Source organism: Massilia sp. 9096, assembly GCF_000745265.1.
GTDB lineage: Bacteria > Pseudomonadota > Gammaproteobacteria > Burkholderiales > Burkholderiaceae_D > Telluria.
On record NZ_JQNN01000001.1, the window covers coordinates 2547645 to 2569195 of the forward strand.

Here is a 21551-nt window from a genome sequence, read left to right on the forward strand (position 1 = left end):
TCTCTTTTAAGCGCGCCAGAACGGGAAGAAGTACAGCAGCGTACCCGGCACGCCCAGGATCATCACGAACGCATAGTGGTAGATGTAACCAGTCTGGAACGTACGGGTGATGGTCGAGAACCAACCCACCAGCTTGGCCGAACCGTTCACGATGCCTTCGATCAGGCCGCGGTCGCCGACTTGCCACAGGCCCTTGCCCAGCATGCGGGCGCCGCCGGCGAACACGACTTCGTTGAACTTGTCCATGTAGTACTTGTTATCCAACAGCGTGTGGATCGGCTTGAGGGCCTTGTAGAAGGCCGCCGGCACGCGCGGATTGATCATGTAGCAGTAGAACGCGGCGACCACGCCGGCCAGCGCCAGGAGGAACGGCAGCGAGGTGAAGGCGTGGACGCCCATGCCGCCGGCGCCGCCGAATTCGTGCGCCAGTTCTTCCATTGCCGGGTGCTTTTCCAGGTCGATGAAGATCACGTTCTTGAAGAAGTCGCCGTACAGCATCGGCTTGATCGCGAAGAAACCGATGATCACCGACGGGATCGCCAGCAGCACCAGCGGCAGGGTCACCACCCACGGCGACTCGTGCGGCTTCTGGCCCGGGGCCAGGCCGTGGTGGCCGTGATCGTCTTCCTCTTCCTCATGGTGTGCATCGGCGTCGTGCAGCGCGTGCGCGTCGTGGTCATGCGCGGCAACCACCTGCTGGTGCGCGTCATGGGCGTGCGCCGCGGCGTCGTGCGGCGTCGCCGGGCGGGCGTCGTGCGCGTGAGCGTGCTCATGGGCGTGGTCGTGCGCCAGGCCGAAGCGCTCCTTGCCGTGGAACACCAGGAAGTACATGCGGAACGAGTAGAAGGCGGTCACGAACACGCCGGCGATGACGGCGAAGTAGGCGAAGCCCGAGCCCCACAGGTGCGATGCGTGCACCGCTTCGATGATCGAGTCCTTCGAGTAGAAGCCCGAGAAGAACGGGGTGCCGATCAGGGCCAGCGAACCGAGCAGCGAGGTGATCCAGGTGATCGGCATGTACTTGCGCAGGCCGCCCATGTTGCGCATGTCCTGGTCGTGGTGCATGCCGATGATGACCGAACCCGCGCCCAGGAACAGCAGCGCCTTGAAGAAGGCGTGGGTCATCAGGTGGAACACGGCGGCGTTGTAGGCCGAGGCGCCCAGTGCGACGGTCATGTAGCCCAGCTGCGACAGCGTCGAGTAAGCCACGACGCGCTTGATGTCGTTCTGGATGATGCCCAGGAAGCCCATGAACAGCGCGGTGATCGAGCCGATGACCAGGATGAACGACAGCGCGGTGTCCGACAGCTCGAACAGCGGCGACATGCGCGACACCATGAAGATGCCAGCGGTAACCATGGTCGCGGCGTGGATCAGCGCCGAGATCGGGGTCGGGCCTTCCATCGAGTCCGGCAGCCAGACGTGCAGCGGGAACTGCGCCGACTTGCCCATCGCGCCGATGAACAGGCAGATGCAGGCGGCGGTCAGCAGCGGCCAGCCGGTGGCCGGCACGGTCATGCCGACCAGCTGGGCCTTGTGCGCGAACACTTGTTGGTAGTCCATCGTGCCGGTCGCGGCCAGAAGCAGGCCGATGCCGAGGATGAAGCCGAAGTCGCCGACGCGGTTGACCAGGAAGGCCTTCATGTTGGCGAAGATCGCGGTCGGACGCGTGTACCAGAAGCCGATCAGCAGATACGAGACCAGGCCCACCGCTTCCCAGCCGAAGAACAGCTGCAGGAAGTTGTTGGACATGACCAGCATCAGCATCGAGAACGTGAACAGCGAGATGTACGAGAAGAAGCGGTCGTAGCCGTCGTCCTCGGCCATGTAGCCGATCGTGTAGATGTGCACCATCAGCGACACCGAGGTCACCACGCACATCATCATCGCGGAGAGGGCGTCGATCTGGAAGCCGACCGCCATTTTCAGCGTGCCGACCGTCATCCAGGTGTAGACGTCGCCGTTGTAGGTGGCGCCGTCGAGCACCTGGTTCAGCGTCATGATCGAGATGACCATGGCGATGAAGACGCCGGCGATGGTCGCCGCGGTCGAGACCTTGCGGCCGACCACGTCGCCGAAGAACTTGGTGCCCAGCAGACCGGCGATCGCCGAGCCCGCCAGCGGCGCCAGTGGCACCGCCAGCAAGAGGTTAGGGTTAATTTGCCCCGCCATATTGAACCTTATGCATTAATGTTGGAGTTGACAGAACAAACCGCTTAGCCCTTCAGGCTGTCGAGGTCTTCCACGTTGATCGTGTCCAGGTTACGGAACAGGACCACCAGGATCGCCAGGCCGATCGCCGATTCGGCGGCCGCGACAGTCAGGATGAAGAACACGAAGATCTGCCCTGCCGCGTCGCCCAGGTAATGGGAAAACGCCACAAAGTTCAGGTTCACTGCCAGCAGCATCAGTTCGATGGCCATCAGCAGGATGATGATGTTCTTCCGGTTCAGGAAAATACCGACCACGGAGATCGCGAACAGGATCGCGCCCAGGATCAGGTAGTGAGCGAGCGACAGAGTCACGGAGCCTCCTTGGTGGTGTTGGCGGCGGCAGCGGCGGCGGCAGCGATGGCTGCGTCGTCGATGGCCTTCTGGTTCACCGCATCCATCTTGACGATGCGCAGGCGGTCGTTACGCTTCACACGGACGGCGTCGCCCGGGTTGATCGCCTTGCTGTCCTTGCGCTTGCGCAGGGTCAGCGCCACGGCGGCGATGATCGCGACCAGCAGGATGATGCCGGCGATCTCGAAACCGTAGATGTACTGGGTGTAGATCAGCTTGCCCAGCTCCTTGGTGCCGCCGATGTGGCCGACGGCCGCTTCGGACGGCGCGTCGCCGTGGCCGAGGAAACCGCGCCACAGGACGGCGGCCATCTCCAGCACGATCAGCGCGCCGATGGCGGCCGAGATCGGCAGGTAGCCCCAGAAGCCTTCGCGCATGCGGTCGATGTTGATGTCAAGCATCATCACGACGAACAGGAACAGCACCATCACGGCGCCGACGTAGACCAGCACCAGCACGATGGCCAGGAACTCGGCCCGCAGCAGCATCCAGATGCCGGCGGCGTTGAAGAACGCGAGCACCAGGAACAACGCGGCGTGGACCGGGTTCTTGGCGGTAATGACGCGCAACCCGGACAGCACCATGATGGCCGAGAAGACGTAGAACAGAACAGTTGTGAATTCCATGACTAACGCAGGAGCCCCTCTTTTAATTTTGCTTTATTAGCGGTACTTGGCATCCGCTTCGCGTGCCGCGGCGATCTCGTTTTCGTAGCGATCGCCCACCGCCAGCAGCATTTCCTTGGTGTAGTACAGGTCGCCGCGTTTTTCGCCGTGGTATTCCAGCACCTGGGTCTCGACGATCGAATCGACCGGGCACGACTCTTCGCAGAAACCGCAGAAGATGCACTTGGTCAGGTCGATGTCGTAGCGCGTGGTGCGGCGGGTGCCGTCCTCGCGCTGCGCCGATTCGATCGTGATCGCCATCGCCGGGCACACGGCTTCGCACAGCTTGCAGGCGATGCAGCGCTCTTCCCCGTTGGGGTAGCGGCGCAGCGCGTGCAGGCCACGGAAGCGCGGCGAGATCGGGGTCTTTTCTTCCGGATACTGGACCGTGATCTTGCGCTTGAACGCGTATTTGCCGGTCAGGGCCAGGCCCTTGAACAGCTCGGTCAGCATCAAGCTGCCGAAGATCTCTTTTACTCGTGTCATTTTGATGTACGTCCTTACTTCCAGATGTTCCAAGGCGACTGCATCACGCCTGCAACCAGCACCAGCCAGATCAGGGTCACCGGGATGAAGACTTTCCAGCCCAGGCGCATGATCTGGTCATAGCGGTAACGCGGGAAGGTGCCACGGATCCAGATGAACAGCGACTGGATCAGGAAGACCTTGGCGAACAGCCAGAAGAAGCCGCCGAAACCGCCACCGAATTCCAGGAACTTGAACGGCGCTTCCCAGCCGCCCAGGAACATGATCGCGGCCAGCGTGCCGATCAGGATCATGTTGGCGTACTCGGCCAGCATGAACATGGCGTACGACATGCCCGAGTACTCGACCATGTGGCCGGCCACGATTTCCGATTCACCCTCCACCACGTCGAACGGGTGGCGGTTGCACTCGGCCAGGCCGGAGATGATGTAGATCACGAACAGCGGCAGCAGCGGCAGCCAGTTCCACGACAGGATGTTGACGCCGTGCTCGGCCATCATGCCGCGGGCTTGCGCGCCGACGATGTCCGAGAAGTTCAGCGAACCCGAGACCATCAGCACCACGACCATCACGAAGCCCATCGGGATCTCGTACGAGATCATCTGGGCCGACGCGCGCATCGCCCCCATGAACGAGTACTTCGAGTTGGCCGACCAGCCGGCGATGATGATGCCGTAGACTTCCATCGAGGTGATCGCCAGCAGCAGCAGCAGGCCGGCGTTGACGTTGGCCAGTGCGGCTTGCGGGCCGAACGGGATCACGGCCCAGGCGGCCAGCGCCGGCATGATCGTCATCAGCGGGCCGATGAAGAACAGGCTCGGGGTGGCTTTCGCCGGGGTCACGATTTCCTTGAGCAGCAGCTTCAGGGCGTCCGAGATCGGCTGCAGCAGGCCGGCCGGGCCAACGCGGTTCGGGCCGACGCGGATGTGGATCCAGCCGATCAGCTTGCGCTCCCACAGCACCAGATAGGCCACCAGGCCCATCAGCGGCAGCAGGACGACGACGATCTTGACCAGCGTCCAGACGAAGGTCCAGGCCGTCGAGCCCATCAAGCCGGCGCCGCCGGCTTCCAGATTGTCAATCATGTCAGGAATCGACATTACGCGGCCTCCGCTGCTTGGATGGTTGCTTTGCTTACGTTGATCGAGCCGAACATGTCGCCCAGGACCGAGGTCAGTTCATGACCGGCGGCCACGCGCACGACGTTCGCCGGCAGGCGGGTGTCGATCGCGGCGACCAGGTTGACGGCGCCCTGCCCTTGCGACACGGTGACCAGGTCGCCTTCCTTGACGCCCAGCTGCTCGGCCAGCGTTGCCGGCAGGGTCGCCAGCGGCGCTTGCGCGTCGGCGGTGCGCTGCAGCGGCTCCGAACGGCGCGCCAGCGCGTCGGTGAAGTAGATCGGCACGTCGGCCAGGCGCTCGACCTGGCTGCCATTGCCATAAGACGCTGCCGAAACGGTCAGGTTGGCGACGTTGTTCAGCTTGGCCGAATGGTCGGTCACGCCCTTGCCCAGCGCTTCGTCACGGATCGACTCGGCGGTCTCGTAGTCGAAACCTTGCAGGCCCAGCAGGTTGCCCAGCACGCGCAGCACTTTCCAGGCCGGACGGGTCTCGCCCAGCGGCTTGACGGTGCCGTTGAAGCTCTGTGCGCGGCCTTCGCAGTTCACGAACGTACCGGCGGTCTCCGAGAACGGCGAGATCGGCAGCAGCACGTCGGCGTAGTCCATGCCGTGCTTGAAGGCCGACATCGCGACGACCATCTCGGCGCCTTGCAGCGCGCGAATGGCTTGCGACGGGTTGGCGGCGTCCAGTTCCGGCTCGGCGTTGAGCAGCACGTAGGCTTTCTTCGGCTGCGCGAACAGGTTGGCGGCGTTGGCGGACGTCGCGCCCACCAGGTAGCCGCCGACCGTGTTGGCCGCTTCGACGAAATAGCCGAACTTCATGCCGGTCTGCTCGGCGATCCACTGCGCCACGGCGTGCAGCTTCGAGGCTTGCGGGTGGTTGGCGACGGCGTTGCCCAGCAGGACGGCGCCGAGCGACTCGGCGCCGTTCTCGACCGCTAGGGTCGCGGCGATCGACTTGGCGACGTCGCCCGCTTGGATGTTTTCGAAACCGGCCGGGGCGGCGATGCCTTTGGCGGCGGCGACGGCGACGGCGATTTCCGACAGCGCAGCCAGCCAGTCGCTCGGAGCGGCGATCAGGCGGTTGGCGGTCGGGATCAGGTTGTCGTCATGCGAACCGTGGACGATCGACAGCTTGGCGCCCGACTTGACGGCGGCGCGGATGCGCAGCGCGGCCAGCGGGTGGTCCTTGCGCAGGAACGAGCCGACCACCAGCACGCGCTTGAGGGTCGACAGGTCGGCGATCGGCAGGCCCAGGTGCGGTACGACCTGGCCGTCGAGGGCGAAGTCGGTCTGGCGCAGGCGGAAGTCGACGTTGTTGACGCCAAAGCCCTTCATCGCCTTTTGCAGCAGGTACAGCTCTTCCACGGTCGAGTGGGCGGTGCCGACGGCGGCGATGCTGTCCGCGCCGTGCTCGTGGCGGATGTTGCGCAGGCCGTGGGCGACGTACTCGAGGGCGGTCTGCCAATCGGTTTCCTGCCACTGGCCGCCCTGCTTGATCATCGGGTTGATCAGGCGCGACGCGTTGTCCAGCGACTCATACGAGAAGCGGTCCTTGTCCGACAGCCAGCACTCGTTGATGTGTTCGTTTTCCAGCGGCAGCACGCGCATGACCTTGCCGCCCTTGACTTGCACGATCAGGTTCGAGCCGAGCGAATCGTGCGGCGACACCGAGCGGCGGCGCTGCAGTTCCCACGGACGCGCCGAGAAGCGGAACGGTTTCGACGTTAACGCTCCCACCGGGCACAGGTCGATCATGTTGCCCGACACTTCCGAGTCGACGGTCTTGCCGACGAACGTCGTGATTTCCGAGTGCTCGCCGCGGCCGACCATGCCGAATTCCATCACGCCGGCCACTTCCTGGCCAAAGCGGACGCAACGGGTGCACTGGATGCAGCGCGCCATCTCTTCCATCGAGATCAGCGGACCGGCTTCCTTCGGCGTGACGACGCGCTTTTCTTCCTTGTAGCGCGATTCGCCCTTGCCGTAGCCGACCGCCAGATCCTGCAGCTGGCATTCGCCGCCCTGGTCGCAGATCGGGCAATCCAGCGGATGGTTAATCAGCAGGAATTCCATCACGGACTTCTGCGCCTGCACCGCCTTGTCGCTGTGCGAGCGCACGATCATGCCCGGCGAAACCGGCGTGGCGCAGGCCGGCAAAGGCTTCGGCGCCTTTTCGACTTCGACCAGGCACATGCGGCAGTTCGCAGCGATCGACAATTTCTTGTGATAGCAGAAGTGCGGGATGTAGGTTCCCAGTTTGTTTGCGGCGTCCATCACCATCGAACCTGGTGGGACTTCGACTTTCTTGCCGTCTAATTCGATTTCTACCATTTGTCGGGTACCTGCTTAGAGGTAAGTCGGCACCAAGCAGTGCTTGTGCTCGATGTGATATTCAAATTCTTCGCGGAAGTTCTTGATCATCGCGCGAACCGGCATCGCGGCGGCATCGCCCAGCGCGCAGATGGTGCGGCCCTGGATGTTGTCGGCGACCGAGTTCAGCATGTCCATGTCTTCCGGACGGCCGTGGCCGTTCTCGATACGGTGCACCATGCGGTACATCCAGCCGGTGCCTTCACGGCACGGCGTGCACTGGCCGCACGATTCCTCGTAGTAGAAGTAGGACAGGCGCAGCAGCGACTTGACCATGCAGCGAGTCTCGTCCATGACGATCACGGCGCCCGAACCGAGCATCGAACCGGCTTTCGCGATCGAGTCGTAGTCCAGGTCGGTGTTCATCATGACGTCGCCGCGGATCACCGGCGCGGACGAGCCGCCCGGGATCACCGCCTTGATCTTCTTGCCGCCGCGCATACCGCCGGCCAGCTCCATCAGGGTGGCGAACGGGGTGCCGAGCGGAACTTCGTAGTTGCCCGGACGCTCGACGTCGCCCGAGATCGAGAAGATCTTGGTGCCGCCGTTGTTCGGCTTGCCGAGGGCCATGTACTCGGCCGCGCCCAGGTTCAGGATGAACGGGACGGCGGCGAAGGTCTCGGTGTTGTTGATCGTGGTCGGCTTGCCGTACAGGCCGAACGAGGCCGGGAACGGCGGCTTGAAGCGCGGCTGGCCCTTCTTGCCTTCGAGCGACTCCAGCAGCGCGGTTTCTTCGCCGCAGATGTAGGCGCCGTAGCCGTGGTGCGCGTGCAGCTGGAACGAGAATGCCGTACCCAGGATGTTATCGCCCAGGAAGCCGGCGGCGCGCGCCTCTTCCAGCGCCTCTTCGAAGCGCAGGTAGTCCTGGAAGATCTCGCCGTGGATGTAGTTGTAGCCCACGGTGATGCCCATCGCGTAGGCGCCGATGGCCATGCCTTCGATCAGCGCGTGCGGGTTGTAGCGGATGATGTCGCGGTCCTTGAACGTGCCCGGCTCGCCTTCGTCGGTGTTGCAGACGAGGTATTTCTGGCCCGGGTACTGGCGCGGCATGAAGCTCCACTTCAGGCCGGTCGGAAAACCGGCGCCGCCGCGGCCGCGCAGGCCCGACGTTTTCAGGTCGGCGATGACGGCTTCCGGCGCGATGCCCTCTTCCAGGATCTTGCGCAGGGCCGAGTAGCCGCCGCGCTTGACGTAGTCGGCCAGGTGCCAGTTTTCGCCGTTCAGGTCCTTCAGGATCAGCGGCTTGATGTGACGGTCGTGCAGACTGGTCATTTGTTGAGTTCCTCCAGCAGGGCGTCGATCTTCTCGTCGCTCATGAACGAGCACATGCGGTGATTGTTCACCAGCATGACCGGCGCGTCGCCGCAAGCACCCATGCATTCGCCTTCGACCAGCGTGAACTGGCCGTCTTCGGTGGTGCCGCGGTAATCGATGCCCAATGCATCCTTGATGCGCTGGCCGGCGCGCTCGCCGCCCGACAGGGCGCACGGCAGGTTGGTGCACACGGTGATCTTGTGCTTGCCGACCGGCTTGATGTTGTACATGTTGTAGAAGGTGGCCACTTCCTGCACGGCGATCGCGGGCATGCCGATGTAGTCGGCGACTTCCTGCATCGTCTCAGGCGACAGCCATCCCTTTTCGACTTGCGCGTGGGCCAGCGCGGCCATCACGGCCGATTGGCGCTGGTCGGCCGGGTACTTGGCCAGTTCGCGGTCGATTTTTTTTAAGCACTGCTCAGATAACATAATCTCTTCTGCCTTTCAGACTTTTCAGGCTCAGCGGTCGATCGAGCCGAACACGATGTCCTGGGTACCAATGATCGTGACGGCGTCGGCGATCATGTGGCCGCGCGCCATCTCGTCCAGGCTCTGCAGGTGCACGTAGTCCGGGGTGCGCAGCTTCAGGCGGTACGGCTTGTTGGCGCCGTCCGACACGATGTACACGCCGAATTCGCCCTTCGGATGCTCGATGGCGGCATACGCCTCGCCCTTCGGCACCGGGAAGCCTTCGGTGAACAGCTTGAAGTGGTGGATCAGCGATTCCATGTTGGTCTTCATGTCCAGGCGCGACGGCGGAGCGACCTTGTGGTTGCTGGTCATGACCGGACCCGGATTCGCGCGCAGCCAGGTAATGCACTGCTTGATGATGCGGTTCGCTTCGCGCAGTTCCTGCACGCGCACCAGGTAGCGGTCGTAGGAGTCGCCGTTGGTACCGACCGGGATGTCGAACTCGACCTTGTCATAGGCCGCGTACGGCTGCTTCTTGCGCAGGTCCCAGGCGATGCCCGAGCCGCGCAGCATCGGGCCGGTGAAGCCCATGCCCAGCGCGTCTTCCGGCGACACCACGCCGATGCCGACGGTACGCTGCTTCCAGATGCGGTTGTCGGTCAGCAGGGTCTCGTATTCGTCGACGTAGCCGTCGAAGCGCTGGGTGAAGCCGTCGATGAAGTCGAGCACCGAACCCTGGCGGATTTCGTTGAGCTCGTCCACGGCGCGCTGGCTGCGCACCAGCGAGGGCTTGTGCTTCGGCATGACGTCCGGCAGATCGCGGTACACGCCGCCCGGGCGGTAGTAGGCCGCGTGCATGCGCGCGCCCGACACCGCTTCGTACACGTCGAACAGGTCTTCGCGGTCGCGGAAAGCGTACAGGAACGGGCCCATGGCGCCGATGTCCAGCGCGTGCGCACCCAGCCACATCAGGTGGTTCAGGATGCGCGTGATCTCGTCGAACATGGTGCGGATGTACTGCGCGCGGATCGGCACTTCGATCCCGAGCAGGCGCTCGATGGCCAGCACGTAACCGTGCTCGTTGCACATCATCGAGACGTAGTCGAGGCGGTCCATGTACGGCACCGACTGCAGGTAGGTGCGGGTTTCCGCCAGCTTTTCGGTACCGCGGTGCAGCAGGCCGATGTGCGGGTCGGCGCGCTGGATGACCTCGCCATCCAGCTCCAGCACCAGGCGCAGCACGCCGTGCGCTGCCGGGTGCTGCGGACCAAAGTTCAGGGTGTAATTCTTAAGCTCAGCCATTATTTCATCCCGTAGGTTTCTTCGCGGATCACGCGCGGAATGTTCTCGCGCGGTTCGATCGTCACCGGTTGGTAGATCACGCGCTTCTGCTCGGGGTCGTAGCGCATCTCGACATAGCCCGAAATCGGGAAGTCCTTGCGGAACGGATGGCCGATGAAGCCGTAGTCGGTGAGGATGCGGCGCAGGTCGCCGTGGCCTTCGAACAGGATGCCGAACAGGTCGAACGCCTCGCGCTCGAACCAGTTGGCGCTGCGCCAGATGCCTGTAATCGATTGCACCAATGGCATTTCGTCGTCCGGGCAGAACACGCGCACGCGCACGCGCCAGTTGTGCGTCACCGACAGCAGGTGCGTCACGACGGCGAAACGCAAGCCGTCCCATTCGCCTTCGCCATACGACGCGTAGTCCACGCCGCACAGGTCGATCATCTCTTCGAAACGCAGGCTGGGGTCGTCGCGCAGACTCTGCATGGAGGCCAGGTAATCGGCCGCCTTCACCACTACCGTGACTTCGCCCAGCGCCGAGGTAATGGCGGCGCCCTCGCCCAGCACGTTCTTCAGGGCGAGTTCAAGGGCTTCGATCTTAGTCGTCATTTTTTTGTAAGGCCTGGATTAACGCGCGATAGTGTAGGTGCGCTTGATCTTGTTCTGCAGCTGGATGATGCCGTAGAGCAGAGCCTCGGCGGTCGGCGGGCAGCCCGGGACGTAGACGTCGACCGGCACGATGCGGTCGCAGCCGCGCACGACCGAGTAGGAGTAGTGATAGTAGCCGCCGCCGTTGGCGCAGGAACCCATCGAGATCACCCAGCGCGGCTCGGCCATCTGGTCGTAGACCTTGCGCAGCGCCGGCGCCATCTTGTTGCACAGGGTGCCGGCCACGATCATCACGTCGGACTGGCGCGGCGACGGGCGGAACACCACGCCGAAGCGGTCGAGGTCGTAGCGTGCGGCGCCCGCGTGCATCATCTCGACGGCGCAGCAGGCCAGGCCGAACGTCATCGGCCACATCGAGCCGGTACGCGCCCAGTTGACCAGCTTGTCGGCTGTGGTGGTTACAAAACCTTCGTTTAAAACGCCTTCAATAGACATGGCTCATTCCCAATCAAGGGCACCTTTCTTCCAGATGTACCAGAAACCAACGATGAATTCGGCAATGAACACCATCATCGTCAGGAACGCACCAAAGCCCAGTTCGCGCATGGAGACGCCCCAGGGGAAGAAGAATGCCGTTTCCAGATCAAACAAAATAAACAGGATCGCGACCAGGTAATACCGGACGTCGAACTTCATGCGCGCATCTTCGAAGGCTTCGAAGCCGCATTCATACGGTGAGAGCTTGGCAGGGTCGGGGCGGTGCGGACCGACGACGCGGCCGAGGACCTGCGAAGAGACACCGACGATGGTGCCGATCAGCAGGAAAAGTAGGACGGGGAAGTAATTCTCGAGGTTCACGATGAAGCCTTTGTTGAACGATCGGTTGATAAAACACTGCAGGGGCCGCAGTACCGCATCGTGCAATCCTGGCTCGGTGCCAACACCAGGATCGTACGACTCGAAAGTCCGACAAACCTGTGACGGCTTACCAGACGTCCGAAAGATCCTCGTAAAAAAACCAGCTAGGCCTGCAAGCGAAAGCTCTTGCGCCCTAGCTGGCTTCAGTATCTTGGTGCCGACGGCGAGACTCGAACTCGCACAGCTTGCGCCACTACCCCCTCAAGATAGCGTGTCTACCAATTTCACCACGTCGGCTGGAGACCAGTATTTTACCCTGCCTTAGCAGCATTTTTCAATGCTCAAATTGACCTTGGCTAAGGAAAATATGCTTTTTTTCTCAACTTTAAAAAACTGTATTTACCACAAGGCGGGTTGAGATGCCGCCGGACGGGTGATGACAGCCAGCACCCATCATGTTACGCCTTCCTGCAGTCGCCTGCAGGAAGGTACTGCCCGTCAATAAATCACTTCGCAGGCGCGGCCGGAGCGGCCGGGGCTGCCGCCGGCGCGGCCGGCACGTCTTGCGGCACCGGTGCGACCGGCGCCGATTGCACCGGCGCGGTCGGCACCGCGCTGCCGGCGCCGCTCGACGGCAGCGCCGGACCCTTGGCCGCAGGAACAGTAACGCGATCCATCACGCCGCCGCCGACGCTGGCGTGCGGACGGCTGGTGCCGAAATAGGCCAGGCCCAGGGTCGAGGCAAAGAACACGGCGGCGGCGACCGCCGTCGACTTCGACAGGAAGTTCGAGGAGCCGCTGGCGCCGAACAGGCTGCCGGACGCGCCGGAACCGAAGGCGGCGCCCATGTCGGCACCCTTGCCGTGCTGCACCAGCACCAGGCCGATGATGGCCAGTGCGGACACCACCTGTACGACGACGATCAGATTGAACAGCATGTTCATTGTTATCTATTCCATTCCAAGGTTTAACTACGTTGCAAATCTATTCAAGCCGCTTTGATGATCCCGAGGAAGTCCCCGGCTTTCAATGCCGCCCCGCCGATCAGGCCGCCGTCGATGTCCGGCTGCGCCAGCAGCGCCCCGGCATTATCCGGTTTCATGCTGCCGCCGTACAGGATCGGCACGACTTGCGCCGCCTGGGCGTTGCGCACGCGGATCTGCGCGCGCAGGTGCGCGTGGACTTCCTGCGCCGTCTCCGGCGTCGCGTTCTTGCCGGTGCCGATCGCCCAGACGGGCTCGTAGGCCACGACCAGCTTTTCGAGCGCCGCCGGATCGAGCTTTTCCAGGACCGCGCCGAGCATCTCGCCGACCACCTGCATGGTCTCGCCCGCGTCGCGCTGGGCCAGCGTTTCGCCAACGCAGACGATCGGGGTCATGCCCTCGGCCAGTACCGCCAGCGCCTTCTTCGCCACCAGCTCGCTGGTTTCGCGGTGGTAGGCGCGGCGCTCGGAATGGCCGACGATCACGTAACGGCAGGCGAACTCGGCCAGCATGGCCGCGCATACCTCACCGGTGTAGGGACCGCATTCGTGCATCGAGACATCCTGTGCGCCCCACGCGACCGCGGTGCCGCTCAGCGCATCCTGGCATTGCTGCAGGTACGGCGCCGGCACGCACACCGCGCAAGCCGCCTCGGCGCCGTCGAGTCCGGCAACGATCCCATTCAACAATTCCGCATTGGCCGCTCGGCTGCCATTCATCTTCCAATTGCCTATGATGAGTTTGGCACGCATCAGAACCTCACGGTCAAATAACCCGCTATTGTAGCGGTCGTTGAAAAACCGGTCAAACAATGCTTGACCATCAGCATTTTTTCATAGTCGATCATCGTGTCTCCCCTGCCCTCATGCGTCGGCCACGGCAAGCACGATCTTGCCGACGTGCTCGCTGCTTTCCATCAGCGTGTGCGCAGCGGCCGCCTGATCCAGCGGGAACACCTTGTGGATCACCGGCTTGATCTTGCCGGCCTCGATCAGCGGCCACACCTGCTCGCGCAGCTCGCGTGCGATGCGCGCCTTGAACGCCACCGGGCGCGGGCGCAGCGTCGAACCGCTGATCGAAAGGCGCCGGCGCAGTACCTGGCCGAGGTCGATCTGGGCCTTGGCCCCGCCCAGCAGCGCGATGATGGCAATGCGGCCGTCGTCGGCCAGGCAGTCGATCTCGCGCGCCACGTAGTCGCCGCCGACCATGTCGAGCACTACATTGACACCGTTCCCGCCGGTGAGTTCCTTGACGACCGCAACGAAGTCCTCGCTCTTGTAATTGATCGCGCGCTCGGCGCCCAGGTCTTCGCAGGCGCGGCACTTGTCCGGCGTGCCGGCGGTGGCGAACACGCGATGGCCCAGGGCGTGGGCGATCTGGATCGCCGTCACGCCGATGCCCGAGCTGCCGCCCTGCACCAGCAGGCTTTCGCCTTCGCCTAGCGCCGCGCGCTGGAACACGTTGCCCCACACCGTGAAGAACGTTTCCGGCAGCGACGCCGCCTCGACCGCGCTCAGGCCTTTCGGCACCGGCAGGCATTGTTCGAGCGGCGCCGCGCAGTACTCGGCGTAGCCGCCGCCCTGCACCAGGGCGCAGACCAGGTCGCCTTTCTTGAAACCGCTGTCGCCGAGGTCGCCGTCGACGATTTCGCCGGCCACTTCCAGGCCGGGCAGGTCGGACGCGCCCGGCGGCACAGGGTACTGGCCGAGACGCTGGAACACGTCGGGCCGGTTGACCCCGGCCGCGAGGACGTGGATCAGGATTTCGCCGTCTTTCAGGACCGGCATGGGACGTTCGCAGGGTTGCAGCACCTCGGGTTTGCCGGGCTGCGTGATTTCGATAGCGCGCATGGTGTGGTTGGTGGGCTAGTTAAAATTGTGTCAATTGTACGCCATCACCAGAACGTCACCAAGCGAGCCCATGATTAGAAATTGCTGATAACGCTAACAAGGCGCAACTTAATGCTAGAAGGCAGCCGTAATGCATCACGAGTTAGCCTAGCTCAACCATTCGGTCCGAACCTGTCTTGTCCTTATGCTCCAGCCCACCTAGATTGGCACAGCGGCCTCATGCAAACCGCATCGCGCTTCCCGCGCCATGCCATGCGACCGCTTCACAAAAGGAGCGAGACATGAAGTTGAGCCTTCCTGCCCTGCTGGACGCCGGGCGCCGTTTCACTGCCGGACCGCGCAGGTCCACGACGCCGTCCCGTCCGGCCAGCCCGCGCCAGGCACGCCGCGGCTTCTTCCTGGCCGGCCTGACGCTGGCCACGGCGATGGCCTTGCACCCGCCGGTCGTTCGCGCACAAGCGGCGCAAGACTGGAGCACCGAGCGCTGGGTCGGCACCTGGGGTGCGGGTCCCGGCGGCCCGCCGCTGCCGGCCAACACCCATGTCTTCACCAACCAGACGGTGCGCCTGATCGTGCACACCAGCGTCGGCGGCAACCGCGTGCGCATCCGCCTGTCGAACGAGTTCGGTTCGACCGCGCTGACGATCGGTGGCGCCCACGTCGCGCTGCGCGCCACAGGGGTCGGCAACGGCGCCAACATCCAGGCCGGCACCGACCGTCCGCTGACTTTCAGCGGGCGCACCTCGATCACGGTGCCGCCCGGCGCGCCGGTGCTGTCCGATCCGGTCGACCTGGAGGTGGCGCCGCTGTCCGACCTGGCGATCAGCCTGTACCTGCCGGGCGCGGTCGGCGCGACCACCATCCACGGCACCGCCAGCCAGACCAACTACGTCTCGCTGGCCGGCGACTTCACCGGGGCGGCGACCTTCCCGCTTGACCGCACCATCCTGTCGTGGCCGTTCCTGACCGAAGTCGACGTCAGCGGCGGCCAGGCCGGCGGCAGCACGGCCATCGTCACGCTGGGCGACTCGATCACCGACGGCACCCGCAGCACGCCCGACACCAACAACCGCTGGCCCGACTGGCTGGCGCGGCGCCTGCAGATCACGCTCGATCCGGTCGGCGGCATCAACAGCCGCATCGGCGTGGTCAACCGCGGCATCAGCGGCAACCGCCTGCTGACCAATCCGCCGGAAGGCTCGCTGGCCGGACGCAGCGCGCTCGAGCGCTTCGATCGCGACGTGCTGGCCACCGCCGGGGTGCGATACATGACGGTACTGGTGGGCATCAACGACATCGGCAACAGCTCGGCCACCGCCCCGCTCACGCTGGATGACCTGATCGCCGGCTACCGCCAGCTGATCGCGCGCGCGCACGCGAAAGGCATCGCGGTCTACGGCGCCACGCTGACGCCGTTCGAGGGCGCCGGCTATTACTCGGCCGATAAAGAGGTGATCCGCCAGGGCGTCAACAACTGGATCCGTTCCGGCGACGAGTTCGACGGCGTGATCGACTTCGACCGCGTCACGCGCGATCCGAGCCATCCGACCCGCTTCCTGCCGGCCTACGACAGCGGCGACCACCTGCACCCCAACGACCTGGGCTACCAGGCCATGGGCAATGCGGTGCCGCTGGAGCTGTTCCGCTCGCTCGGTCCGGTGTACCTGAAGTCGACGGCCCAGGTGCGCGCCGAGGCGCAGACCGGCAAGTGATGCGCAAGCGACAGGCAAATAAAAAGCGCCAGCCGGGGAGGCTGGCGCTCGACAGCAGCGCTGTGGACCTGCATCGGCCTGCCGCGTCTTGCGGTGGGCACCGGTCCGTGGCGATCGACGGATCGATCAGCGCTTGTTGTCGTTCTTGTGGCTCTGCGAGCCGGCCTTGGCGTGCTGCTCCGGCGAGCCGCCGCGGGTGCTGTTACCGCTCTGCTGGTTGCCGCCGCCTTCGGACTGGTTGTTGCCGTCGTTCTTGTGGCTCATCGAGCCGGCACGACGTGCTTCTTCCGAGTTGAACTCGTGGGCGTTGCCCGAAGCGTGTGCGGCCTTGCCGCCTTCGGAAGCGATCTCGCGCTGCTTCTGCGGATCCATCGATGCGAAACCGCGGTTGCTGGTGTCGCCGCTCTGGTTGTTGCCTTTGTTACCGCCTTGGTTCGATGCCATGATAGCCTCCTAATTGTTGGGATGAAACAGCCGATTTGCATCAGCTGAGGACTTCATCGTAGTCATGAATCGACGGGCTGAACAGAATGATACGGCCATTGGTTTGTAGGACTATACCTTCGGCACCTGTCAGCAACTTCTGGTCAACAGAATGTAATTCTTTGTTCAATAACTCCCTGTCATGGTGCAATGGCGCCGCTGCGGGACTGGGTCGGCAGCGCCATGCCGGACTTCCAGTTACGCGACAAGGCCTGGGCTTCGTCGATCTGCTCTTCGGTCATCTGGCGCGCCAGCGCGGTGCGCTGCTGGACCGCATTTTTGTGTCCATTCGCGGCGGCCAGATTCCACAACATGTAGGCGATGACCACATCCTGCGGCACCCCAGCCACGTGATTGCGGTACATCAGGCCGAGTGCGTACTGCGCGTCCGGATGGCCCTGCTCGGCCGCCTTGCGGAACCACTGCACCGCCAGCTTCTCGTCCTGGGGCACCGAATTACCGGTGTAGTACATCGCGCCGACCACGTACTCGGCATCGGCCTTACCCTGCTGGGCGGCCTTGTAGTGCCAGGCAAACGCCTGCTTGTAGTCGCGCGGCACGCCGCGTCCCATGTAGTACATCAGGCCGAGCAGGTGCTCGGCGTCGGCGTTGCCGGCGCGCGCCAGCGGCGTGATTTCCTTCAGCGCGAGCGCATAGTTGCGCGCGTTGTAGGCGTTGGCGCCTTCGGTGAAGCCTGCCTGCGCGCTGCCGTGCACGGCCAGCGCAGCCAGGATCGCAATCGTCAATTTTTTCATCGTCGTCGTACGCTTGCGTCCCCGGTTACTGCCAGCTGACCTTGCCCAGCCCGTCGACCGCGACCTTGCGGTTGAGCGGCTTGCCATACACCGTCACCGAGCCCATGCCGGACAGGCTCAGGTTGGCGTTCTGGCGCGCCGTCACGTGCGCGTTGCCCAGGCCGGACAGGTCGATGTTGACGCTCTCGACCTGCAGCTGGCGTGCTTCCAGGCTGCCGAGTCCACCCAGGTCTGCCTTCAGCCAGTGCGCGCGCCCGCTCAGCGAGATCAGGCCGGCGCCCTGCAGGTTGAGCTTGATCCCTTCGGCGTCCATGCCCTGCAGCTGCATGCTGCCCACGCCGCCCAGGTTGACCGTCACCATGCGGTAGCTGCTGTCCACGCGCATCGAGCCGGCGCCGTCCAGGGTCAGCTCGAGCGCGTCGCCGGAAAAGCCAGCGATGTCGGTCGTGCCCAGGCTGTCGGAGATTACTTCGCGCAGCGCCGGCAGGGTCAGCTCGACGCGCAGCGCGCCCAGGCGTCCGTGGGCGCGCCCCTCGGGTTCGATGCTGAGCGTGTCGCCGCGCTGCTCGGTGACGGTGTTGCCGAAGAAGCGCGGATCGCCGGTCAGCAGCAGCGCGGCCGCCCTGCCCTGGCGGATGCGCAAGTCGACCGGTCCGTCCACGTGCACGCGCGTGACGCGCCCGTCGATCGGGCGCGCCTGGTCGTCCGCCGCGCCCGCCCGTGCGGCGCCGGACCCGCCGCACAGCATCACGCAGGCCAGGCCGATCGATAGGGTCTTGTTCATCCGCTTCTCCCGATGTGTTGTTTCTACTTTAGCCATGTCGACAGATTAAGACCCGAGACCGCGCCGGCCCAGCGGATTGCGACGAACTGCGAAAAACGCCAGCCCAGCGACACGATTGCGGGGCTGGCATGCAGGCGTATCGACTACCAAACCAAAAACGATACTGTTTTATATTGCAATAAGTTAATATTAACATTGCCACCAAGCCCTAACGACGGCAATCTTCGTCATCGCATCCTATAAAGGTTTTCCATGCGCCTGCTCCACCTGCCAGCCCTGCTGGCGGGCAGGTGCCGGGGTGGATCGAGGGCGTGACGTCCGCCGACATCCAGCGCACCGCCGCTACCTACCTGGTGCTAGCCAACCGCACCGTGATCGACCGCAAGCCGGCAGCCAAGCCGGCCGCCCCGGCTGCGCCTGCCACCGACAAGACATGAGGAGCGCACCGGTGAACAAACTGCTGCTGACGATGGCCTTCGCCGCGCTGTGCGCGCATGGCGCCCATGCCGCCGACACCCCGGCGCAAGCCAACCGGCCAGCATGCCCGACTACGCCAAGGACAAGCCGTTGCCGGTGCCGCAGATCGCCAAGAAAAAGCTGGCCAGCGGCCTCGAAGTCTGGGTCCCGCCGCGCACCGGCGTGCTGCGCGTGGACATGGTGCTGGCGGTGCGCGACGCCGGTCTGGGCGCCGATGATCACTCCCGCCCGGGTTCGCCAACCTGCTGGCCGAAGTCGCGCTCACCGCGGCCTTCCCGGCCAAGGACCGCGCCGACCGCGGAGTCGATTGGAGCGACCGGCGAGGAGCTGCTGCGCAGCGAGCACGCGCGCCGCTTCCGCCCGGAACGCGCGCTGCTGGTGATCACCGGCCGCATCGGCGAAGCCGAGGCGATGCGCCTGGCCCAGCAAGCCATCGGGGAATGGAAAGCCAGCGGCCCGGCCGCCGCCGGCGCGCCGAGAGTCGCGGCCGCCGCGAAACCGGTGCGCCGGCGGCTCGAGCGCGCCGGCAGCGTACAGTCGACCGTCCGCGTCGGCGGTCCCGGTATCCCCGCCGCTGCCGGCGAGCAGATTCCGCTGCGCCTGGCCAGCACCATCCTCGGCGGCGGCTTCTCGAGCCGCGTCAACCTCAAGCTGCGCGAGGAAAAGGACTACACCTACGGCGCATCGGCCGGGGCGACGCTGCTGCGCGAAGGCGGCAACGTGGCCGGCGGCGCCGATGTGCGCAACGAAGTGACCGGCGCGACGCTGGCCGACTACCTGGCCGAATACAAGCGCTACGTCGCTGGCAGCTACCTGCTGCGCAACCAGATGCTGGGCGAAGTGGCTGGCACGCTGGCGAGTAACTGGCTGGTCGGACTGCCGGCCGAATTCCTCGGCCAGTACGTGCCGCTGATCGAGAAAGTGACGCCCGAACAGGTGCGGGCGGTGGCGAAGAAATACCTCGCGCCGGAAAACCAGAGCATCGTCGCGGTCGGCGATGCGAAGGCGGTGGGTGAGCAGCTGAAGCCGTTCGGCGCGTTCACGGTCACCGAGCAGTAAATACGGCGCCGTTGCGGCGCGGCGTTTTAACCACGATTCCGGGCTCCCACCCCGGGATTCTTTTGTTGTTCGCAGCCTTGTATTTACATTTATTTATTTGGCAATACTGACGAATGACATCGCAGCTTTATCTAATCTGGTCACGCAATTTGCTGAAAATCCACATATTACAAAATCATCCTCAAATTTATATTTCCTTAATAAAACTTGTATTGATATGTTGAAAGTTTTAGTAAAGTAAATACTTTAAATTATCAAATGTTGCCTATTTGACTTTTACAAAAATGCAATGCTAGTATCGATGAGCTAGAGTAAAAACGCCTTGTCGGCCGGTACAAAACGATCGACGAACTTGCAGCCGACTTCTCATCACCAGGACATCACCTTGAAAATCGATATCGCTATTGCCGGCCGTATTTCAATGCTGCGTACGTTGTTGATCCTCACGGTCGTGTTCCTGCATACAGTCAACGAGCCGAATATCGCGAAAGTCGATTTGTCCGACTTCTGGACGGTCTTCACCTGCATTTTCCAGGACCGCTTGGGACGTTTCGCGGTCCCGACGCTGACCATGATCTCGGCCTTCCTGCTGTTCAGCTCCGGATTGGACCTGGCGCCAGTCAAGCTCTACAAAAAGAAAAGCATGACCCTCGTAGTGCCGTTCTTCTTCTTTAACATGCTGTACTTTGCTGCGCAATACGTGCTGGAATACGCTACAGGGTGGAGCATGTTCTACGAAGCGACCCACAAAAGCCATGCTGAATTCATCAACGCCCTGATTGCTTACGACAATGTCCCATTCAACGGCGCACTGCATTTCTTACGTGACCTGTTTGTGCTGGTGTTGTTGACGCCGGTGTTCGGCTTGTTCCTGCGCCGTGCGCCGATCGTTGGCTTTGCGCTGGTGTGCGCAGTCTTCCTGGGTGACCTCGACGGCCACCTGGTCAATCGCGACACAATGGCGGTCATGTTCTACCTGGGCGGCTGGGCTGCGGTCGGCAAGTGGGAGATCACCCGCTTTGATCGCTTTGCCACGCCAGCGATCGTGGTGCTGATCGGTGCCTGCACGGCCGCAGTGTTCTTGCGCGTCGACAACATGGTGATTTACCTGCTGTCGCCGGTGCTGGTGTGGGTCGCCTTCTCGCACCTGATCGGCAGCGCGCTCGGCAATTGGGCCGCAAGGAACAGCCGGTACAGCTTCTTCGTGTTCCTGGCCCACACGCCGGTATTGCACGTCCTGAAGATGCTGGCCGCGAAATCGCCGGTCCCAGTGCCGCCGCTGCTTTACTCGCTGCTGGCCACGGCGCTCGTCGCAGTCGTGCTGGTCGCGGCTTACCAGTCCGCCATGAAGACGATGCCGACGCTGTTCAACCTGATGATCGGCGCGCGCGCGAAAGGCACGGTCGTGGTCGAGCGCCGTCGCCGTCCGCGTCCTGCCCATGCACCGGTCTACAGCGACGCGCTGCGCCTGGCGCTGTCGGGAGGAATGGCGCAGGCCGAGGCGCATGGCCTGGCCGGCGCCGAAGGCGTTGTCCGCGGCTGAGCGGAACGGCCCACTTACCCCGGTTTACTTCCTGGCCGACTGCTTCGAGCCGCCGCCCGAGGACTGCTTGGCCTCGCCCTTCTCGGCGCGCTGCTTGTTGACGATGCGCGAGGCGACTTCTTCCTCGCGGCCGGGATAGCGGTGTTCTTTCTTGAATTCGGTTTCGAGCTTCTCGTACTCGGCTTCGCGCTTCGGGCTGGCTCCGCGGGGCATGATG

The 21551-nt window shown here is 63.7% G+C and carries 23 protein-coding genes and 1 tRNA gene; 4 read left to right on the plus strand and 20 right to left on the minus strand.

Annotated features, from left to right (window positions below):
* Nucleotides 1–6: 6 nt before the first annotated feature.
* The 16 genes from nuoL to FA90_RS10865 all read right to left on the minus strand — a co-directional run bounded on the left by nuoL (nucleotide 7) and on the right by FA90_RS10865 (nucleotide 14521).
* Nucleotides 7–2172, minus strand: coding sequence for an NADH-quinone oxidoreductase subunit L (gene nuoL / locus FA90_RS10790; protein ID WP_036168630.1), 2166 nt, complete (start codon nucleotides 2170–2172; stop codon nucleotides 7–9).
* Between the two features lie 44 nt (nucleotides 2173–2216).
* Nucleotides 2217–2525: an NADH-quinone oxidoreductase subunit NuoK gene (gene nuoK, locus FA90_RS10795; RefSeq protein ID WP_036168632.1), complete on the minus strand. Its 309-nt coding sequence runs from the start codon at nucleotides 2523–2525 to the stop codon at nucleotides 2217–2219.
* The gene (locus FA90_RS10800; protein WP_036168634.1) at nucleotides 2522–3190 is read right to left on the minus strand and encodes an NADH-quinone oxidoreductase subunit J; all 669 of its coding nucleotides are present in this window, start codon (nucleotides 3188–3190) and stop codon (nucleotides 2522–2524) included. Before FA90_RS10800 ends, nuoK begins: the two co-directional genes overlap by 4 nt.
* Nucleotides 3191–3226: 36 nt before the next feature.
* Nucleotides 3227–3715 carry an NADH-quinone oxidoreductase subunit NuoI gene (nuoI, locus tag FA90_RS10805; RefSeq protein WP_036168636.1) on the minus strand — a complete coding sequence of 163 codons (489 nt, stop codon included), beginning with the start codon at nucleotides 3713–3715 and terminating at the stop codon, nucleotides 3227–3229.
* A gap of 14 nt (nucleotides 3716–3729) precedes the next feature.
* Entirely contained in the window at nucleotides 3730–4800 is a 1071-nt protein-coding gene (nuoH, locus tag FA90_RS10810; protein WP_373994606.1) for an NADH-quinone oxidoreductase subunit NuoH, read from the minus strand.
* A gap of 14 nt (nucleotides 4801–4814) precedes the next feature.
* Entirely contained in the window at nucleotides 4815–7169 is a 2355-nt protein-coding gene (gene nuoG / locus FA90_RS10815) for an NADH-quinone oxidoreductase subunit NuoG (protein WP_036168640.1), read from the minus strand.
* A 15-nt stretch (nucleotides 7170–7184) separates the two neighbouring features.
* Entirely contained in the window at nucleotides 7185–8480 is a 1296-nt protein-coding gene (nuoF, locus tag FA90_RS10820) for an NADH-quinone oxidoreductase subunit NuoF (RefSeq protein ID WP_036168642.1), read from the minus strand.
* Nucleotides 8477–8953 (minus strand): NADH-quinone oxidoreductase subunit NuoE, encoded by a 477-nt coding sequence (gene nuoE, locus FA90_RS10825; protein WP_036168645.1) that lies wholly within the window; start codon nucleotides 8951–8953, stop codon nucleotides 8477–8479. The genes nuoF and nuoE overlap by 4 nt, the downstream gene beginning before the upstream one ends.
* Before the next feature lie 30 nt (nucleotides 8954–8983).
* Nucleotides 8984–10237 carry an NADH-quinone oxidoreductase subunit D gene (locus tag FA90_RS10830; protein ID WP_036168647.1) on the minus strand — a complete coding sequence of 418 codons (1254 nt, stop codon included), beginning with the start codon at nucleotides 10235–10237 and terminating at the stop codon, nucleotides 8984–8986.
* Nucleotides 10237–10830 carry an NADH-quinone oxidoreductase subunit C gene (locus tag FA90_RS10835; protein ID WP_036168649.1) on the minus strand — a complete coding sequence of 198 codons (594 nt, stop codon included), beginning with the start codon at nucleotides 10828–10830 and terminating at the stop codon, nucleotides 10237–10239. The genes FA90_RS10830 and FA90_RS10835 overlap by 1 nt, the downstream gene beginning before the upstream one ends.
* A gap of 18 nt (nucleotides 10831–10848) precedes the next feature.
* Entirely contained in the window at nucleotides 10849–11325 is a 477-nt protein-coding gene (locus tag FA90_RS10840) for an NADH-quinone oxidoreductase subunit B family protein (protein WP_036168651.1), read from the minus strand.
* Nucleotides 11326–11328: 3 nt separating this feature from the next.
* The gene (locus FA90_RS10845) at nucleotides 11329–11688 is read right to left on the minus strand and encodes an NADH-quinone oxidoreductase subunit A (RefSeq protein WP_036175244.1); all 360 of its coding nucleotides are present in this window, start codon (nucleotides 11686–11688) and stop codon (nucleotides 11329–11331) included.
* Between the two features lie 212 nt (nucleotides 11689–11900).
* Nucleotides 11901–11985: transfer RNA gene (locus FA90_RS10850), tRNA-Leu, on the minus strand.
* A gap of 209 nt (nucleotides 11986–12194) precedes the next feature.
* A complete protein-coding gene (gene secG / locus FA90_RS10855) occupies nucleotides 12195–12632 on the minus strand; it encodes a preprotein translocase subunit SecG (protein ID WP_036168654.1) in 438 nt (145 codons plus the stop codon).
* A gap of 44 nt (nucleotides 12633–12676) precedes the next feature.
* Complete coding sequence (tpiA, locus tag FA90_RS10860) at nucleotides 12677–13423, minus strand: triose-phosphate isomerase (RefSeq protein WP_081933782.1); 747 nt, start codon at nucleotides 13421–13423, stop codon at nucleotides 12677–12679.
* A gap of 111 nt (nucleotides 13424–13534) precedes the next feature.
* Complete coding sequence (locus FA90_RS10865; protein WP_036168658.1) at nucleotides 13535–14521, minus strand: NAD(P)H-quinone oxidoreductase; 987 nt, start codon at nucleotides 14519–14521, stop codon at nucleotides 13535–13537.
* A gap of 281 nt (nucleotides 14522–14802) precedes the next feature.
* Between FA90_RS10865 and FA90_RS10870 the strand changes: the two genes are divergently transcribed.
* A complete protein-coding gene (locus tag FA90_RS10870) occupies nucleotides 14803–16233 on the plus strand; it encodes an SGNH/GDSL hydrolase family protein (RefSeq protein WP_081933783.1) in 1431 nt (476 codons plus the stop codon).
* A gap of 126 nt (nucleotides 16234–16359) precedes the next feature.
* Here the strand turns inward: FA90_RS10870 and FA90_RS10875 are convergent, their stop codons facing one another.
* The 3 genes from FA90_RS10875 to FA90_RS10885 form a co-directional block, all read right to left on the minus strand.
* A complete protein-coding gene (locus tag FA90_RS10875) occupies nucleotides 16360–16677 on the minus strand; it encodes a KGG domain-containing protein (protein ID WP_036168660.1) in 318 nt (105 codons plus the stop codon).
* Between the two features lie 179 nt (nucleotides 16678–16856).
* Nucleotides 16857–17471: a tetratricopeptide repeat protein gene (locus FA90_RS10880; protein ID WP_036168662.1), complete on the minus strand. Its 615-nt coding sequence runs from the start codon at nucleotides 17469–17471 to the stop codon at nucleotides 16857–16859.
* A 25-nt stretch (nucleotides 17472–17496) separates the two neighbouring features.
* Complete coding sequence (locus FA90_RS10885; protein WP_036168664.1) at nucleotides 17497–18255, minus strand: GIN domain-containing protein; 759 nt, start codon at nucleotides 18253–18255, stop codon at nucleotides 17497–17499.
* Nucleotides 18256–18566: 311 nt separating this feature from the next.
* On the opposite strand from FA90_RS10885, the gene FA90_RS27510 reads away from it, so the two are divergent.
* The 3 genes from FA90_RS27510 to FA90_RS10895 all read left to right on the plus strand — a co-directional run bounded on the left by FA90_RS27510 (nucleotide 18567) and on the right by FA90_RS10895 (nucleotide 21334).
* On the plus strand, nucleotides 18567–18692 hold the full coding sequence (locus FA90_RS27510) for a hypothetical protein (RefSeq protein WP_275041311.1): 126 nt from the start codon (nucleotides 18567–18569) through the stop codon (nucleotides 18690–18692).
* A gap of 103 nt (nucleotides 18693–18795) precedes the next feature.
* Nucleotides 18796–19791, plus strand: a complete 996-nt coding sequence (locus tag FA90_RS10890; RefSeq protein WP_036168665.1) for a pitrilysin family protein — start codon at nucleotides 18796–18798, stop codon at nucleotides 19789–19791.
* A gap of 385 nt (nucleotides 19792–20176) precedes the next feature.
* Entirely contained in the window at nucleotides 20177–21334 is a 1158-nt protein-coding gene (locus FA90_RS10895; RefSeq protein ID WP_156116665.1) for an acyltransferase, read from the plus strand.
* Between the two features lie 24 nt (nucleotides 21335–21358).
* Here FA90_RS10895 and FA90_RS10900 read toward each other — a convergent pair whose 3' ends face one another.
* Entirely contained in the window at nucleotides 21359–21547 is a 189-nt protein-coding gene (locus FA90_RS10900) for a hypothetical protein (protein ID WP_036175250.1), read from the minus strand.
* Between the last annotated feature and the right edge of the window lie 4 nt (nucleotides 21548–21551).